The organism is Pantoea sp. DY-5 (assembly GCF_019795955.1).
GTDB classification, from domain to species: Bacteria; Pseudomonadota; Gammaproteobacteria; order Enterobacterales; family Enterobacteriaceae; genus Pantoea; species Pantoea leporis.
Map to the genome: position 1 here is coordinate 279,630 of NZ_JAIMIE010000001.1, position 15,222 is coordinate 294,851.

A 15,222-nucleotide genomic window follows, 5' to 3' on the forward strand; every position below is an offset into this window, starting at 1 on the left:
ACGGCCATCCCAAAAGGAGTGGCCGTTTTTTTATGCGCTAAGCTGCGCCTGATGCTGCTCCAGCCATTGCGGGAAATCTTCAATCGGCATCGGGCGCGCGTAGAAATAGCCTTGCAGATGGTCGACGCCGCGCTCACGCAGATAATGCGCCTGCTCGGCAGTTTCCACACCTTCCGCCACCAGCGAAATATTCAGGCGCTGCGCCAGCGAAATCACCATATCGGTGACGGTAGCGTTAATCGCATCGGTACCTATGGCGGCGGTGAAAATCTTATCGATTTTAAGCACGTCCGGTTTGAGGTCTTTCAGATAAGCCAGCGAACTGTGGCCGGTACCGAAATCATCAATCGCCAGACGCACGCCAATCTCATGCAGCTGCGACACCACCGATTGATCGATGATGGGCAGCGCATCACGCTCCGTCAGCTCAACCACCAGTTTTGGAATGGGATTGGCCGGCCACCAGATATTTTGCAGATCTTCCACAATGGCGCGATCGCGAAAATGGCTGGCGGCAACGTTAATCGCAATGTGGAACGACGGACATTGCGGCAGATTGGGCAGCTCAGCCACGACTTTCGCCAGCACGAAGCGGGTCAACGGCGCGATCAGATTTTGCCGTTCGGCCAGCGGAATAAACACGTCCGGCGCAATCCAGCCCTGACGCTGGTTATGCCAGCGCAGCAGCAGCTCCATACCGTCACACTCGCCGCTTTTGGCGTTAATCAGCGGCTGGCAATAAACCATAAATTCGTTGGCAGTGATGCCATAACTGATCTGCCAGCTGAGGCTCATACGGTTGGCGGTCGCCAGCCAGACGATGTAACCCATCAGCAGGCTCAGCATCAGCGCCAGCGGCAGCTGTGAAGGCAGCGTGTTAAGCGCCAGCCGGGCGGGAGAAGGGCCGTACAAGGTGATGCTAAACGGATAACGCAGTGATGCCTGATCGTACGCCACTTCATCTTCAGACGGTTCAGTTTGTTCAATCAGCGGATTACCGTATTCAAGGCTCTGACCACCCACGTTGAAAATGGCGCGCTCAACCCACGGCAACTGCGGCTCCAGCAGATAATTGGTCATCAATTCAATATTAATGACTTGCAGCAGACCTTCGCGATTATCCAGCGATTTTGGCGTCCACAGCAGCAGCACCGGCGATCCTTTCAACAGATCACTGTCCGTGGCCAACATCATGCGCTGATTATTGATAGCTAATTCAGGATAGGTTTGGCTGAAGGAGAGGTTTTGCGGGCCGAAAATGCTGGAGCAGTAGAGCGCGTCGTCCTTAACCAGCAGCACGGTGCGCACGGTTTGCAGCGCGGCAATTTTCTCAATCAGCGGATAACGCACTTGCGCACAAGGTACGCCAACCAGACCGAGTGTGTTGTTGGCGGAAACATCCAGCGGCGAGAACATACGATCAAAGCGTTCAATCGCGCGGGTTGCGAAATTCAGCGACTGCTGCTCAATGCGCGATTTCTCTTCGATATAACGAAAAGTTAGCGTCAGGACCAGAACCAGCGAGGCGATCACTAACGCAATAAGCAGTCGCTTACGGCGAAATTGACCCACAAATTGCTGGGGAATGAGCATCAGTAACCACCTTGCAAAACAAAGATTGAAGCCAAATTAACGTGTAGGTTATCGGCATTGAGGCGGCCAGGTTTAGCGCGGCTGAATAAAAAATACGGCACTAAAAAAAGCGCGGCCACAAAGGGCCGCGCTCGAAATCAATGTATCTGTTTTACTCAGTTGGAGGTAGCTACAGATGAATAAAAATAGCCAACTGTTGTTTAAATCACCAGCGAAGCGTTAATCGCACTGGACCTTTATCGCTAATCCGCCGCGAGAGGTTTCACGGTATTTAGCGTTCATGTCCTTACCGGTTTCGTACATGGTCTCAATCACTTTATCCAGCGACACGCGTGGTTCGCTGGTACGGCGCAGCGCCATGCGCGCGGAGTTAATGGCCTTTACGGAAGCGATGGCGTTACGCTCAATGCACGGCACCTGAACCTGGCCGGCGACTGGATCGCAGGTTAATCCCAGATTGTGTTCCATGCCGATTTCCGCCGCCACGCACACCTGTTCCGGGCTGCCGCCCAGCAGTTCCGCCAGACCGGCGGCTGCCATGGAACACGCCACGCCCACCTCGCCCTGACAACCCACTTCGGCACCCGAAATAGAGGCGTTCATTTTATACAGCACGCCAATCGCACCAGAAGAGAGGAAGTAGCGGATGAAGATATCGGGCGTAACGGGTTCGATAAAGTGATCGTAATAGGCCAGCACCGCTGGCACGATGCCGCAGGCACCGTTAGTAGGTGCCGTCACCACACGACCGCCGGCCGCGTTCTCTTCATTCACTGCCAGCGCAAACATATTCACCCAGTCGATCACATCCATCGGATCTTTCGAGTGCTTTGAGGATGACACCAGCAGACGGCGCAGTGAAGCCGCACGACGAGGTACGCGCAACGGACCCGGCAGCACGCCTTCGGTATTCAGACCACGATCGATACAGGCCTGCATGGTTTGCCACACGTTGCCAAAATAGGCGTAAATCTCGTCGCGAGTATGCAGCGCCAGTTCGTTTTTCATTACCAAACCGGACAGCGACAGCCCACTTTCGCGACAGTGGCTGAGCAGCTCTTTAGCAGAGTGGAAAGGCCATGGCACGGAAACTTCGTTCAACACCGGTTGGCCGAAATGCTCTTCATCGACGATAAAACCGCCGCCGATGGAGTAGTAGGTTTTACTCAGAATCAGCAGATCGCCCGCGAAAGCAAATACCGTCATGCCGTTTTCATGCAGCGATAGGTTTTCGCTGCGGAACACCATGCCGCCTTCACGGGGGAAATCCACTTCACGCGCGCCGTTGGCTAACAGCAGACGCTCGCGCTGCTCCACGTCTTTAATGAACGCAGGAATGCCATCAATATCGACGGTGGCCGGTTCGAAGCCCGCCAGTCCCATGATAATCGCGATATCAGTGTGGTGACCTTTGCCCGTGAGCGACAGCGAACCATAGACGTCAACCGCCACGCGCGTCACGTCCTGCAATTTGCCTTGTTCGGCCAGCAGATCAACAAACTGCTTGCCCGCTTTCATCGGGCCGACGGTATGTGAACTGGATGGGCCGATGCCCACTTTAAACATGTCAAAAACACTAATCACCGGTGACACTCCTCACAAATCTTATTCTGCACGGCATAAGCCGTTTATGCGGCTAATAGTAATCGCCCATGCCGTATAACGAGCAGCTTTTCGCATGAAATAAACTAATTATAAACCCCAGAAATAGTTATCCGTTTGTACAGTTGTGAAGCGGATCGGTTTTCCCGGCGAAAGGCTAACGTTCAGCGCTGCGGATTGCCGGCCCAAAAGGGCCCCGGCCTGCTCCGAAGCTTCAGTGTGTGCTGCTGAAAAGGGCACCTTTGCCAGAGCTCGCATCAGATCTAAAGCAAAAAGATATTTTAACTGGCAAGCATTAGGCGATTTACGGCAGGGCGATTTGTTGACCGAGCGCACGAATAATCCCGGCGGTCATGCCCCAGATAAAATAATCCTCGTACCAGGATAACCAAACCTGATGTTGGCGATGACCACGGCGCAAGGTGAGATCGCTGTAGCGGCTCAAACGCAATGCTTCCGCCAGCGGCATGGCAAAGGCGCTTTCCACTTCGTCCGGATTGAGCTGCAAAGCAAAATCAGCCGGAATAATGCCAACTACCGGCGTAACGGCGAAACCGGTGCTGCTGGTCACCGGCGGCAGAACGCCGATGATCTGCACCTGTTCCGGCTGGATTCCCACTTCTTCCTGCGCTTCACGCAGTGCGGTGTGGATCAGCGAGGTGTCAGTGGCATCCTGCATGCCGCCGGGAAAGGCGACTTGCCCGGCGTGTTTACGCAGGTGCGATGAGCGGCGCGTGAGCAGCAAGCCAGGTTCTGCGCCGTCGATCACCGGCACCAGCACCGCCGCACGGCGTCCGCTGATGGCGCTTTTCGGCACGTGCAGCGGCGGTTGCAGGACAAAGCGGCTGAGGAACTGCTCAAGGGTTAAATTCATTTCAGGTCCCATCACGCAGGCTGGGCAAAATACGGTTCACCTTATGGAAGGTTTCCTGATATTCGGCATCAAGGTCGCTGTCTGCCACTAATCCGCCACCGGCGGCGCAGTAAAGCTGATGGTTTTCCGCAATCAGCGTGCGAATGGTGATGCTGGTATCCATACGGCCACACAGGCTGATGTAGCCGATGCTGCCACACCACGCATTGCGGCGATGCGGCTCTAACTCTTCGATGATCTCCATCGCGCGGATCTTCGGTGCGCCGGTAATTGAACCGCCGGGGAAACAGGCGCGCAGCAGGTCGGTTGCACTCAGCGTCTCAGGCAAACGCGCACGCACGGTGCTAACCAGATGATGCACCGCCGGGAAAGGTTCAACCACGAACAGTTCCGGTACGCTGACGCTGCCGGGCACGGCCACGCGGCCAATATCATTGCGCAGCAGATCGACAATCATCAGGTTCTCAGCGCGATCTTTCTGCGAGTTGGCGAGCTTCTCTGCCTGCAAACGGTCGGCCTCGGCATCAGCAAGACGCGGCAAAGTACCTTTAATCGGACGCGTTTCTATTTCCTGCTGCTGTAAAGCGAGGAAGCGCTCAGGCGATAAACTCAGCAGCACGCTGTCCGGCAAACGCAGGAAGGCGCTGAACGGCGCGCGATTCGCCTGCGTAAGACGCAAAAATGCCTGCCACTCATCACCGCGATAGCCCGCCTGAAAACGCTGTGCCAGATTCACCTGATAGCAATCACCGGCTTGAATATAGGCCTGCACCGCGTGGAACCGCTGCGCATACTGGTCATAACTGAGGTTGGATTGCCACTCGCTGGTCAAGGCGAAAGGCTCGGCGGGCGGCGCGGTTTGTGCTTGCAGCCAGTGCCAGCGCTGCCCGGCATCGCTGAGCGAAACCAGCGTCAGTTTTTGCATATGGTGATCGGCGATCAGCGCCCAGTCATAAATGCCTACCGCCATATCCGGCGTGGTGAGATCCTGCAGCGCGCGCTGCGGCAGGTTTTCAAAGCGTCGTCCTAAATCGTAACCGAACAGGCCGAGGGCGCCGCCCTGAAACGGTAATCCGGCATCAAAAGCTGGCGTGAAGCCCAGCGCGGCACATTGCTGTTGCACCAGCAGCAGCGGATCGGCGGCGGAGTGAATGACGTCATCACCGCAGATAATTTCGGTGCTGGCACCGCGTGTAGTCAGCGTCGCGCGCGGATCGGCGGTGAGGATATCAAAGCGATTATCCGCGTGATCGGCCTGGCCGGAGGTCAGCAACATCGCCCAGCGTTGGTGGGCTAGCGGAGCAAAAAGGTCTAACAGCGTTTCGGGCGTATACTTCAGAACGAGGCTTTTTACCATCATGGGACAAATCACTTCAGCAAGCAGGTCGCTAGCCTGACATATTTTTTTGTTGCTGGCACCCGTTTGTTCCACGTGGTAATAATGCGTCCCCCATGCACCAGGAGTGAATTATGTTTACAGGTCTTCCAGCGTTATCCCATGAGCAACAGCAGCAAGCGGTTGAACGCATCCAGGAATTGATGGCGGGCGGTATGTCGAGCGGACAGGCGATTGCGCAGGTGGCGCAGGAGATTCGTCAAACCTATAAAGGTGAAGCCATTCGGGCGATGTTCGAAGACGACGAGGATGAAGAAGACGACAACTAATAACGCCCGAACGGATTTTACAGCGCGGCGATGATTTTAATTTCGACTTTGTACTTCGGGTTCATCAAACCGGCCTGCACGGTGCAACGCACCGGCGCATTGCCTGGCGAAACCCACGCATCCCAGGCGCGATTCATCGCCGGAAAATCGCTTTTCTCCACCAGAAAAATGGTGGCGTCGAGGATCTTGCTCTTATCCGATCCCACGCGCGTCAGAATGGCGTCAATCACCGCCAACGCATTGGCGGTTTGCGCTTCCGCATCTTCATCCAGGTTTTCCGGTACGCTGGTGTAATAGACGGTTTGGTTATGCACCACGGCTTCCGACATACGGTGCTCTGGATCAATACGCGTAATGGTCATGCTGTTCTCCTTTAATTTTGCTGCGCTAGCCTGCCATATCCCAGGGGCGCATGTCATCTGTTGTGGTTGCCCGCCGGGAATCCTGACATAATTACAGTGGTTTTAATTTTTGATGTGAGGAAGTGTGGCAGACGATTTTGCAGCTGATGGCGCACTGGCGCAGGCAATTCCGGGCTTTAAACCGCGTGAAGCACAGCGCCAAATGGCCAAAGCGGTAACCGAGGCGGTGAAAACAGGCGGCGAGCTGGTAGTAGAAGCGGGCACCGGAACCGGTAAAACCTATGCCTATCTGGCGCCGGCATTGCGGGCAAAGAAAAAAGTCATTGTCTCCACCGGTTCCAAAGCGTTGCAGGATCAGCTCTATAATCGCGATCTGCCTACCATCGCGCGTGCCCTGAAGTTCAGCGGCAAAACTGCGCTGCTGAAAGGGCGCTCCAACTATTTATGCCTCGAACGTCTTGAGCAGCAGAATCAAACCGGCGGCGATCTCAGCGTTCAGGCGCTGGGCGATTTGATCAGCGTGCGCGGCTGGTCGTCAGAAACCACCGATGGCGACGTCAGCAACTGCAACGGCGTGGCCGAAGACAGCCCGATCTGGCCGTTCGTCACCAGCACCAACGATAACTGCCTCGGCAGCGATTGCCCGCTGTATAAAGATTGCTTCGTGGTCAAAGCGCGCAAAAAAGCCATGGACGCCGATGTGGTGGTGGTGAACCATCATCTGTTTCTTGCCGATCTGGTGGTGAAAGAGGGCGGCTTTGGCGAACTGATTCCGGAGGCCGATGTGATGATCTTCGATGAAGCGCATCAGCTCCCCGATATCGCCAGCCAGTATTTCGGTCAGCAGCTGTCGAGCCGTCAACTGCAGGACCTCGCCAAAGACATCATCATCGCCTATCGCACCGAAGTGCGGGATGTGCAGCAGCTACAGAAATCTGCCGATCGTCTGGCGCAGTGCGCGCAGGATTTTCGTTTGACGCTCGGCGAACCGGGTTTTCGCGGCAATCTGCGCGATCTGCTGAGCGATAACAACATCATGCGCATGTTTACCTTGCTGGATGATGCGCTCGAACTCTGTTACGACGTGATCAAACTGTCGCTGGGGCGCTCCGCGCTGCTGGACGCCGCTTTTGAGCGCGCGGCGCTGTATCGCACGCGCCTGAAACGGCTGCGCGCCATTGACGAGCCCGGCTTCAGCTATTGGTATGAGTGCAATAGCCGCCATTTCACGCTGGCGCTGACGCCGCTGTCGGTGGCGGAACGCTTCCGGGAAGTGATGGATAACCGCAAAGCCGCGTGGATTTTCACGTCTGCCACGCTGGCGGTGAATGAGCAGATGAGCCATTTCTCCAGCCGCCTTGGCGTGGATAACGCTACTACGATGATCCTCGATAGCCCGTTCGATTACACCCAGCAAGCGCTGTTGTGCGTGCCGCGCAACATGCCGGAACCCAATCATCCCGGCGGCGCGCGCCAGCTGGCGCGCATGATGAAGCCGCTGATTGATGCCAACAAAGGCCGCTGCTTCTTCCTCTGCACCTCGCACAAGATGATGCGCGAGTTAGCCATCGAATTCCGTGCTTCCATGACGTTGCCGGTACTGCTGCAAGGTGAAACCAGTAAAGGACAGCTGCTAAAGCAGTTCCTGGAAGCCGGTAACGCGCTGTTGGTCGCCACCAGCAGCTTCTGGGAAGGTGTTGACGTACGCGGCGATGCGCTGTCGTTGGTGATCATCGACAAGCTGCCATTTACCTCGCCGGAAGATCCGCTGCTCAAAGCCCGCATGGAAGATTGTCGCCTGCGCGGCGGCGATCCCTTTAATGATGTGCAGCTGCCCGATGCGGTAATCACCCTGAAACAGGGCGTGGGGCGTTTGATTCGTGATACCGAAGATCGCGGCGTACTGGTGATTTGCGATCAGCGCCTGGTTTCTCGCCCCTACGGCGGCCTGTTCCTGAACAGTTTGCCGTCCACGCCGCGCACCCGCGATATTGCGCGCGCCATCGAATTTGTCCGTCAGCCAGTGGATCACTAATTGTGCCAGGCTGTGATAAGATGCGCGCCATTTTGACTCTCTGAGGTTGTTATGTCCGCCCGAATTTTAGCCCTGGACACGGCGACAGAAGCCTGTTCTGCCGCGCTGCAAAATCTGCAGCAGATTGATGCCCGCTTTGAAATCGCCCCGCGCGATCACACCCAACGTATTCTGCCGCTGGTGCAGGAGCTGTTGCAGGCGCAGCAGCTGGAGCTGACCGCGCTTGACGTGCTGGCGTTTGGCCGTGGACCGGGCAGTTTTACCGGTGTGCGTATCGGCATTGGAATTGCTCAAGGGCTGGCGCTTGGCGCGAATCTGCCGATGATTGGCGTCTCCTCGTTAGCGACCATGGCGCAGGGCGCGTGGCGTTTGACCGGCGCGACGCGCGTGCTGGCCGCAATCGACGCGCGCATGGGCGAACTCTATTGGGCTGAATATCAGCGCGACGAAAACGGTGAATGGCAGGGTGTGGAAACCGAAGCGGTGATCAAACCCGACGTGGCGCAGCAACGTATTGCCGCATTAGGTGGCGAATGGACGGCTGTTGGCACCGGCTGGCAAGCCTATCCGCATCTGCTCACCTCGCCAGGCGCGCAGCTTATTGCCTCAGAGGTATTGTTACCGGCGGCGGAAGATATGCTGCCGCTGGCGCTCAGCGCCTGGCAGCGTGATGAAGCGGTTGCGGTGGAGAATGCCGAGCCGGTTTATCTGCGCAATGAAGTGGCATGGAAAAAGTTGCCGGGACGCTAGGCCGCGCGCAACTTATCTTCGCGTGCTCAGTCTAATCAGAGAAATAACAGGAGAAGTGCTATGCCAATAAGTCGTAAAGGGATGTCTGGCGCTCTGTTAGCCTGCGCAATGCTGCTCAGCGGCTGTGTTTCGGTGCCAGATTCAATTAAAGGAAGTTCTGAGCTTCCACAGCAAGATTTACTGCGCGTGATGAACGCGCCGCAACTGTTTGTCGGCCAGGAATCACGCTTCGGCGGGAAAGTGGTGAAAGTCACCAATCTTAACGGCTTAACGCGCGTGGAGATTGCGACCCAACCGCTGGATGAGAGCGCGCGTCCGCGTTTAGGTGCAGCCTCAGTTGGCCGCATCTTTGCCGACATCCGCGGCTTTGTTGATCCGGTGGATTTGAATAACCAATACATCACGGTGCTGGGCAACATCAAAGGCATCGAGAAAGGCGATATCGGTAAGGCCAGCTACAACTTTGTGGTGATCGATGTGCGCGGCTATCAGCGCTGGCATTTGACGCAACAGGTGATGACGCCGCCGCAGCCGATTGATCCCTACATCTGGTATGGCCCAACGCGCCATCGTCCCGGATATTGGGGACCCAATCCGTACTGGGGCATGAACCTCGGCCAACCGGCGCAGGTGCAAACTATCCTCACCGAGTAAGCTATTAATTGTGTTATTTACGGCCCGGTCGCGGTGCTTGCGAACGGGCCTTTTTATTGGGCGCGCAACCGATGCGCGAAATTTAGTGATGCGCTTCGCAACCTGAAAATGCCGAAACAGGCAAACTGGTACAATCAGTTAAAATATTGTTAACAACATTGATTGTCGAGGCGGCGATGGCTACGCAACAGGATTATCGGGGTGATTCTTTGAATAAGGTTTGGCTCAAACGCTATCCGGCAGATGTCCCTGCGGAAATTAATGCGGATCGTTACGCTTCTCTGGTCGATCTTTTCGAGCACGCAACAGAGCAATACGCCGATCAGGTGGCTTTCATCAATATGGGCCAGCCGATGACCTATCGGCAGCTGGAAAAGCAGAGCCGCGCCTTTGCCGCCTGGCTGCAGCAAGGTTTAGGGTTGAAGCAGGGCGATCGCGTGGCGCTAATGATGCCCAATCTGCTGCAATATCCCGTCGCGCTGTTTGGCGTACTGCGCGCTGGCATGGTGGTGGTCAACGTCAATCCGCTCTATACGCCGCGTGAACTCAAGCATCAGCTCGTTGATAGCGGCGCCAGCGCCATAGTGATCGTCTCGAACTTTGCCCACACGCTGGAAAAAGTGGTGGCCGAAACGCCGATCAAACATGTGATGTTAACGCGTATGGGCGATCAGCTGGCGCCGGTGAAAGCCACGCTGGTGAACTTCGTCGTTAAATACGTGAAAAAGCTGGTGCCAAAATACCATCTGCCGGGCGCGGTCCCGTTCCGCAGCGCCTTGTCGCAGGGCGAAGAGATGACCTATCAGCGCCCAACCGTGACCAATGACGATCTCGCTTTCCTGCAATACACCGGCGGTACCACCGGCGTGGCCAAAGGCGCGATGCTGACGCACCGCAATATGCAGGCTAATCTGGAACAGACTAAAGCTACTTACGGCAAGCTGCTGCGTCCGGGCAAAGAGCAAGTGGTGACCGCGCTGCCGCTCTATCACATCTTCGCGCTGACGGTGAACGGGCTGTTGTTCCTTGACCTTGGCGGCACCAACCTGCTGATCACTAATCCGCGCGATATTCCCGGCTTTGTTAAAGAGCTCAGCAAGTTCCCGTTTACCGCCATTACCGGCGTGAACACCTTGTTCAATGCGCTGCTGAATGATGCCAATTTCAATAAGCTCGATTTCTCTACGCTGCGCCTGTCAGCCGGCGGCGGCATGGCGGTGCAAAAAGCGGTTGCCGAGCGCTGGGAAAAACTCACCGGACACTATCTGCTGGAAGGCTACGGCCTGACCGAGTGTTCGCCGCTGGTGTCAGTGAATCCGTATGACATTACCTGTCATACCGGCAGCATCGGTTTGCCGGTGCCGTCCACCGATGTGCGCATCGTTGATGATGAAGACAAGGATGTGGCGCCAGGCGAACCGGGCGAGCTGTGTATTCGCGGACCGCAGGTGATGACCGGCTACTGGCAGCGCGCCGACGCTACCGATGAAGTGCTGAAAAATGGCTGGCTGCATACCGGTGATATTGTTACCGTTGATAGCGAAGGCTTTATTCGCATCGTCGATCGTAAGAAAGACATGATTCTGGTGTCAGGCTTTAACGTGTATCCTAACGAGATCGAAGATGTGCTGATGCAGCATGAGAAAGTGCGTGAAGCCGCGGCGATTGGCGTTCCCAGCGATCTGTCGGGCGAAGCGGTAAAGGTGTGCATCGTAAAGAAAGATCCTTCACTGACGAAAGAAGAAGTGCTGGATCATTGCCGTCGCCAGCTCACCGGCTACAAAGTGCCGAAGATTATCGAGTTTCGTGACGAGTTGCCGAAGACCAACGTGGGCAAAATTTTGCGTCGCGAATTGCGTGATGAGGCGAAGCGAGAAGGGCAGTAACGCGCCATTCTCCTCAGGTTAACGCCGGCACAGTCCGGCGTTTTTATTGCTTTTAACATGGAGCGCTGCGCGTAGTTTGCCGCAGCGAGAAAGACAACGTGAATTACACCCTGATCGACCAAAATGACCAACTGGCCGCCGTGTGCGAGAAAGCACGCCAGCATGCCGCCGTGGCGCTGGATACCGAATTCGTGCGCACACGCACCTACTATCCGCAGCTCGGCCTGATTCAGCTGTTTGATGGCGACCAGTTGATCCTGATCGATCCGCTTAATATCAGTGACTGGACGCCGTTTGTGGCGCTGCTGCAGGACAAGCAGGTCACCAAATTCCTGCACGCCGGTGGCGAAGATCTGGAAGTGTTCCTGCATCGCTTTAAATGCCTGCCCGATCCCATGATTGATACGCAAATTCTGGCGGCATTTACCGGCCAGGCGTTGTCGTGGGGCTTTGCCTCGATGGTGATGCATTTCAACCAAATCGAGCTGGATAAAAGCGAATCGCGTACCGATTGGCTGGCGCGTCCGTTGACCGAACGTCAATGTGAATATGCCGCTGCCGATGTCGCCTATCTGCTGCCGATTGCCCATCAGCTGGTGGCGCAAACTGAAGAAGCCGGCAACATGGCGGCGGCGTTAAGCGAATGCAATATGCTGTGCCAGCGCCGCCTGGATGTGCTGCAACCGGAAGAAGCCTGGCGCGACATCACCAATGCGTGGCAACTGCGTCCGCGTCAGCTGGCGGCGTTGCAGCGCCTGGCCGCGTGGCGTTTAAACCTCGCGCGTCAGAAAGATATGGCGGTGAACTTCGTGGTACGCGAAGAGAATCTGTGGAAAGTGGCGCGCTTTATGCCGGGCAGCCTTGGCGAGCTGGATCATTTAGGGCTGAACGGCCATGAAATCCGCTTCCACGGTAAAGCGATGGTGGCGCTGGTGGCTGAAGCGCAGGCGCAGGATGAAGCGACCTTGCCGCAGCCGCTGCCCAATCTGATCGACCACCCACACTACAAGCAGGCGTTTAAAGCCATTAAAGCGCTGGTGCAACAGGTGAGTGAAGAGAGTGGTTTCAGCCAGGAACTGCTGGCATCACGTCGCCAGATTAATCAGGTACTGAGTGTGTATTGGGGATTGAAAAACGCGTCGCGCACACCTGAGTTACAGACAGGTTGGCGGGGCGATTTGCTGAAAGTAGGTATCGACGAGATTTTGCAGGCACTTTAACGCGAGCATTTTCCCCTGCGCAACACCGCAGGGGAAAATCAGGATACCGCTTTAATCATTTAGGAACGTCTTCCGGCTCCGGCAGCGTTACGTTGAGCTCGAGGATAGAGATATCATCCCCTTTCTGATCCAGCTGAACGGTCACCATATCCGGGTCAATTTTTACGTATTTACAGATCACTTCCAAAATATCGCGCTTCAGCTGCGGCAGATAGTGGGGCTCGCTGTCGCCCCTTCTGCGTTCGGCTACGATAATCTGCAGCCTTTCCTTGGCTATATTGGCTGTGTTCTTCTTACGGGATAAAAAGAAATCAAGTAATGCCATTGGTTATCCCCCGAACAGGCGTTTAAGGAAACCCTTCTTCTCTTCTTCGATAAAGCGGAAGGGGCGTTCTTCGCCAAGCAGGCGATCTACGGTATCAGCATAGGCTTTACCGGCGTCAGCGTTTGCGTCGAGGATCACCGGCTCACCCTGGTTAGAGGCGCGCAGGACAGATTGATCTTCCGGGATGACGCCAACCAGAGGAATGCGCAGAATTTCCAGCACATCTTCCATGCTCAGCATATCGCCACGGGTTACGCGGCCAGGATTGTAACGGGTCAGCAGCAGATGCTCTTTCACCGGATCCTGGCTGTTCTCTGCACGACGGGATTTCGAAGAGATAATGCCGAGAATACGGTCGGAGTCACGTACTGAAGAGACTTCCGGGTTGGTGGTGATGATGGCTTCATCGGCGAAGTACAATGCCATCAGCGCGCCAGTTTCGATACCTGCTGGTGAGTCACAGACGATAAAGTCGAACTCCATCGCCGCCAGATCGTTCAGCACTTTTTCAACGCCTTCACGCGTCAGTGCATCTTTATCGCGCGTCTGTGAAGCCGGCAGAATGTAGAGTTGCTCTGTGCGCTTGTCGCGAATCAGCGCTTGATTCAGCGTTGCATCGCCCTGAATGACGTTTACAAAGTCATACACCACGCGGCGTTCACAGCCCATGATCAAATCCAGGTTACGCAGACCGATATCGAAATCGATGACGACGGTTTTTTTGCCTTTCTGCGCTAACCCGGTAGCGATGGCCGCGCTTGACGTGGTCTTGCCAACGCCCCCTTTACCCGATGTAACTACAATAATGCGTGCCATAAATGTTGATTTCCTTAACGAAAGAAAAGGGGCTTAATTAAGTGTCTGAATGGTAAGCGCGCCCTCTATCAGGCTGAGGCGCGCCGCTTTACCAAAGAATTCCGCCGGGATTTGATCGATCATCCAATATTCCCCGGCAATAGAGACCAACTCTGCGGCGAGGTTGGTGCAAAAAATCTGGCTGTCGCGTTGTCCGCCGACGCCGGCCAACGCGCGACCGCGCATCATGCCGTAAATATGGATGTTACCGTCGGCGACCAGTTCGGCACCGGCGCTCACGCTGCTGGTGACGATGAGATCGGCATTGCGCGCATAAATCTGTTGGCCCGAACGCACTGGCGTATTAATGATGCGGGTTTTACTGGCGGCATCAGCCACCACCGCCGGAACAACTGGTGCGGCTACAGCGACCGGCGCAGCGGCTTGTTTGCGGCTCTCTTTACCTTCAGAAAGGACCGGCAAACCTGCGCGGGCAATCATTTTTTTCAGGGCTTCATCTTTGCAACCGCTGACACCCACGATACGCAGACCGGTCGCCATCACCGCTTGTTGCATCTGTTTCCAGTTAATGTCGCCGGTTAACGCTGAAACATTCAGCACCACCGGCGCATTCAGCAAAAAGGCCGGTGCCTGATCGATTTTGTCCTGTAGCGCCTGACGAATCACCTCGGGTTGCGAATGATGCAGATGAACGACTGACAGGGTAAAACTGCTTCCCTTGAATTCGATTGGCGTTTGCGACATCTGTGCTGACTCAGTCCTGTTTTACGACCCTTAAATGCTCGCCGATAAAATCGGCAATAACATCAAACGGTCAATATTCGAAGTTCTGCAAGCATGTTATAGTTACTGCTATATTCAGGCAAGTGACGCCATCGGTTAATTCGAGTAAAAAATATGTTTTGTGTGATCTACAGAAGCCCGCAACGTGAACAGACTTATCTCTATGTTGAAAAAAAAGACGATTTCTCACGGGTGCCGGAAGAACTGCTGCGTGGCTTCGGCAAACCCCAGCTGGCCATGGTGCTGTCACTGGATAAACGTGACAAGCTGGCTAACGCGGATATCAATAAAGTTAAGCAAGGTTTAAGCGACCACGGTTTTTATTTGCAAATTCCACCGCCGGTTGAAAGTCTGCTCAACATTCATCTCGATCAGGGTAAAAAAGATTAATTCAGATTCCTCTGTAAATATATCCTGTAGAAATAATCAGTGCTATTTGCGTTAATTAACTGCCCGCTTTAACCTTTTATTGCGGGCAATTATCCGGGCGTTTAGCTGATTTTGTTGTACACGATTAATGACTTTTGACAATTTCCGCCACGCCTGCCGCCATAAACCCGCTAATATATTCCACCTCAGCCTGCCGCGTTCCGGCACTGAGCCAGACTTCATCGCCAGATGCACTGGCGGCAAACACAACCAAAGCAGGGGAATAGC

At 55.2% G+C, this 15,222-nt stretch carries 15 protein-coding genes; 7 read left to right on the top strand and 8 right to left on the bottom strand.

Annotated features, from left to right (window positions below):
* Positions 1–30: 30 nt before the first annotated feature.
* From K5Y30_RS01350 to pabB, 4 genes are all read right to left on the bottom strand, one after another.
* Positions 31–1,593: an EAL domain-containing protein gene (locus K5Y30_RS01350; RefSeq protein ID WP_222210318.1), complete on the bottom strand. Its 1,563-nt coding sequence runs from the start codon at positions 1,591–1,593 to the stop codon at positions 31–33.
* A 219-nt stretch (positions 1,594–1,812) separates the two neighbouring features.
* Positions 1,813–3,177 carry an L-serine ammonia-lyase gene (locus tag K5Y30_RS01355; RefSeq protein WP_101764191.1) on the bottom strand — a complete coding sequence of 455 codons (1,365 nt, stop codon included), beginning with the start codon at positions 3,175–3,177 and terminating at the stop codon, positions 1,813–1,815.
* 322 nt (positions 3,178–3,499) lie between these two features.
* Entirely contained in the window at positions 3,500–4,069 is a 570-nt protein-coding gene (locus tag K5Y30_RS01360; protein ID WP_222210319.1) for a CoA pyrophosphatase, read from the bottom strand.
* Position 4,070: 1 nt separating this feature from the next.
* Positions 4,071–5,429 (bottom strand): aminodeoxychorismate synthase component 1, encoded by a 1,359-nt coding sequence (gene pabB, locus K5Y30_RS01365; RefSeq protein WP_222210320.1) that lies wholly within the window; start codon positions 5,427–5,429, stop codon positions 4,071–4,073.
* A 110-nt stretch (positions 5,430–5,539) separates the two neighbouring features.
* Between pabB and K5Y30_RS01370 the strand changes: the two genes are divergently transcribed.
* Entirely contained in the window at positions 5,540–5,734 is a 195-nt protein-coding gene (locus K5Y30_RS01370) for a YoaH family protein (protein ID WP_222210321.1), read from the top strand.
* A 17-nt stretch (positions 5,735–5,751) separates the two neighbouring features.
* On the opposite strand, the gene K5Y30_RS01375 is transcribed toward K5Y30_RS01370, so the two are convergent.
* Positions 5,752–6,096, bottom strand: coding sequence for a RidA family protein (locus tag K5Y30_RS01375; RefSeq protein ID WP_061718729.1), 345 nt, complete (start codon positions 6,094–6,096; stop codon positions 5,752–5,754).
* A 124-nt stretch (positions 6,097–6,220) separates the two neighbouring features.
* Here K5Y30_RS01375 and K5Y30_RS01380 point away from each other — a divergent pair, with 124 nt between their 5' ends.
* The 5 genes from K5Y30_RS01380 to rnd all read left to right on the top strand — a co-directional run bounded on the left by K5Y30_RS01380 (position 6,221) and on the right by rnd (position 12,641).
* Positions 6,221–8,131, top strand: coding sequence for an ATP-dependent DNA helicase (locus tag K5Y30_RS01380; protein ID WP_222210322.1), 1,911 nt, complete (start codon positions 6,221–6,223; stop codon positions 8,129–8,131).
* 51 nt (positions 8,132–8,182) lie between these two features.
* The gene (gene tsaB / locus K5Y30_RS01385; RefSeq protein ID WP_222210323.1) at positions 8,183–8,881 is read left to right on the top strand and encodes a tRNA (adenosine(37)-N6)-threonylcarbamoyltransferase complex dimerization subunit type 1 TsaB; all 699 of its coding nucleotides are present in this window, start codon (positions 8,183–8,185) and stop codon (positions 8,879–8,881) included.
* Positions 8,882–8,941: 60 nt separating this feature from the next.
* Positions 8,942–9,535 (top strand): Slp family lipoprotein, encoded by a 594-nt coding sequence (locus K5Y30_RS01390; protein ID WP_176970028.1) that lies wholly within the window; start codon positions 8,942–8,944, stop codon positions 9,533–9,535.
* 209 nt (positions 9,536–9,744) lie between these two features.
* Positions 9,745–11,421 (top strand): long-chain-fatty-acid--CoA ligase FadD, encoded by a 1,677-nt coding sequence (gene fadD, locus K5Y30_RS01395; RefSeq protein ID WP_222210324.1) that lies wholly within the window; start codon positions 9,745–9,747, stop codon positions 11,419–11,421.
* Between the two features lie 98 nt (positions 11,422–11,519).
* Positions 11,520–12,641, top strand: a complete 1,122-nt coding sequence (rnd, locus tag K5Y30_RS01400) for a ribonuclease D (protein ID WP_222210325.1) — start codon at positions 11,520–11,522, stop codon at positions 12,639–12,641.
* A 55-nt stretch (positions 12,642–12,696) separates the two neighbouring features.
* On the opposite strand, the gene minE is transcribed toward rnd, so the two are convergent.
* From minE to minC, 3 genes are read right to left on the bottom strand one after another with little or no spacing between them, the layout of a single operon-like run.
* A complete protein-coding gene (gene minE / locus K5Y30_RS01405) occupies positions 12,697–12,966 on the bottom strand; it encodes a cell division topological specificity factor MinE (RefSeq protein ID WP_007889661.1) in 270 nt (89 codons plus the stop codon).
* A 3-nt stretch (positions 12,967–12,969) separates the two neighbouring features.
* Positions 12,970–13,782: a septum site-determining protein MinD gene (gene minD / locus K5Y30_RS01410; protein WP_007889662.1), complete on the bottom strand. Its 813-nt coding sequence runs from the start codon at positions 13,780–13,782 to the stop codon at positions 12,970–12,972.
* 33 nt (positions 13,783–13,815) lie between these two features.
* On the bottom strand, positions 13,816–14,526 hold the full coding sequence (minC, locus tag K5Y30_RS01415) for a septum site-determining protein MinC (RefSeq protein ID WP_176970025.1): 711 nt from the start codon (positions 14,524–14,526) through the stop codon (positions 13,816–13,818).
* Positions 14,527–14,679: 153 nt separating this feature from the next.
* Here minC and K5Y30_RS01420 point away from each other — a divergent pair, with 153 nt between their 5' ends.
* Complete coding sequence (locus tag K5Y30_RS01420) at positions 14,680–14,955, top strand: YcgL domain-containing protein (RefSeq protein WP_110866280.1); 276 nt, start codon at positions 14,680–14,682, stop codon at positions 14,953–14,955.
* Positions 14,956–15,222: the final 267 nt, after the last annotated feature.

Coding starts and splice junctions, on each gene's coding strand:
- K5Y30_RS01360 (WP_222210319.1), bottom strand. CDS start 4,069: ATGAATTTAACCCTTGAGCAGTTCCTCAGCCGCTTTGTCCTGCAACCG.
- pabB (WP_222210320.1), bottom strand. CDS start 5,429: ATGATGGTAAAAAGCCTCGTTCTGAAGTATACGCCCGAAACGCTGTTA.
- K5Y30_RS01420 (WP_110866280.1), top strand. CDS start 14,680: ATGTTTTGTGTGATCTACAGAAGCCCGCAACGTGAACAGACTTATCTC.
- tsaB (WP_222210323.1), top strand. CDS start 8,183: ATGTCCGCCCGAATTTTAGCCCTGGACACGGCGACAGAAGCCTGTTCT.
- minD (WP_007889662.1), bottom strand. CDS start 13,782: ATGGCACGCATTATTGTAGTTACATCGGGTAAAGGGGGCGTTGGCAAG.
- K5Y30_RS01375 (WP_061718729.1), bottom strand. CDS start 6,096: ATGACCATTACGCGTATTGATCCAGAGCACCGTATGTCGGAAGCCGTG.
- minE (WP_007889661.1), bottom strand. CDS start 12,966: ATGGCATTACTTGATTTCTTTTTATCCCGTAAGAAGAACACAGCCAAT.
- minC (WP_176970025.1), bottom strand. CDS start 14,526: ATGTCGCAAACGCCAATCGAATTCAAGGGAAGCAGTTTTACCCTGTCA.
- K5Y30_RS01370 (WP_222210321.1), top strand. CDS start 5,540: ATGTTTACAGGTCTTCCAGCGTTATCCCATGAGCAACAGCAGCAAGCG.
- K5Y30_RS01390 (WP_176970028.1), top strand. CDS start 8,942: ATGCCAATAAGTCGTAAAGGGATGTCTGGCGCTCTGTTAGCCTGCGCA.
- K5Y30_RS01350 (WP_222210318.1), bottom strand. CDS start 1,593: ATGCTCATTCCCCAGCAATTTGTGGGTCAATTTCGCCGTAAGCGACTG.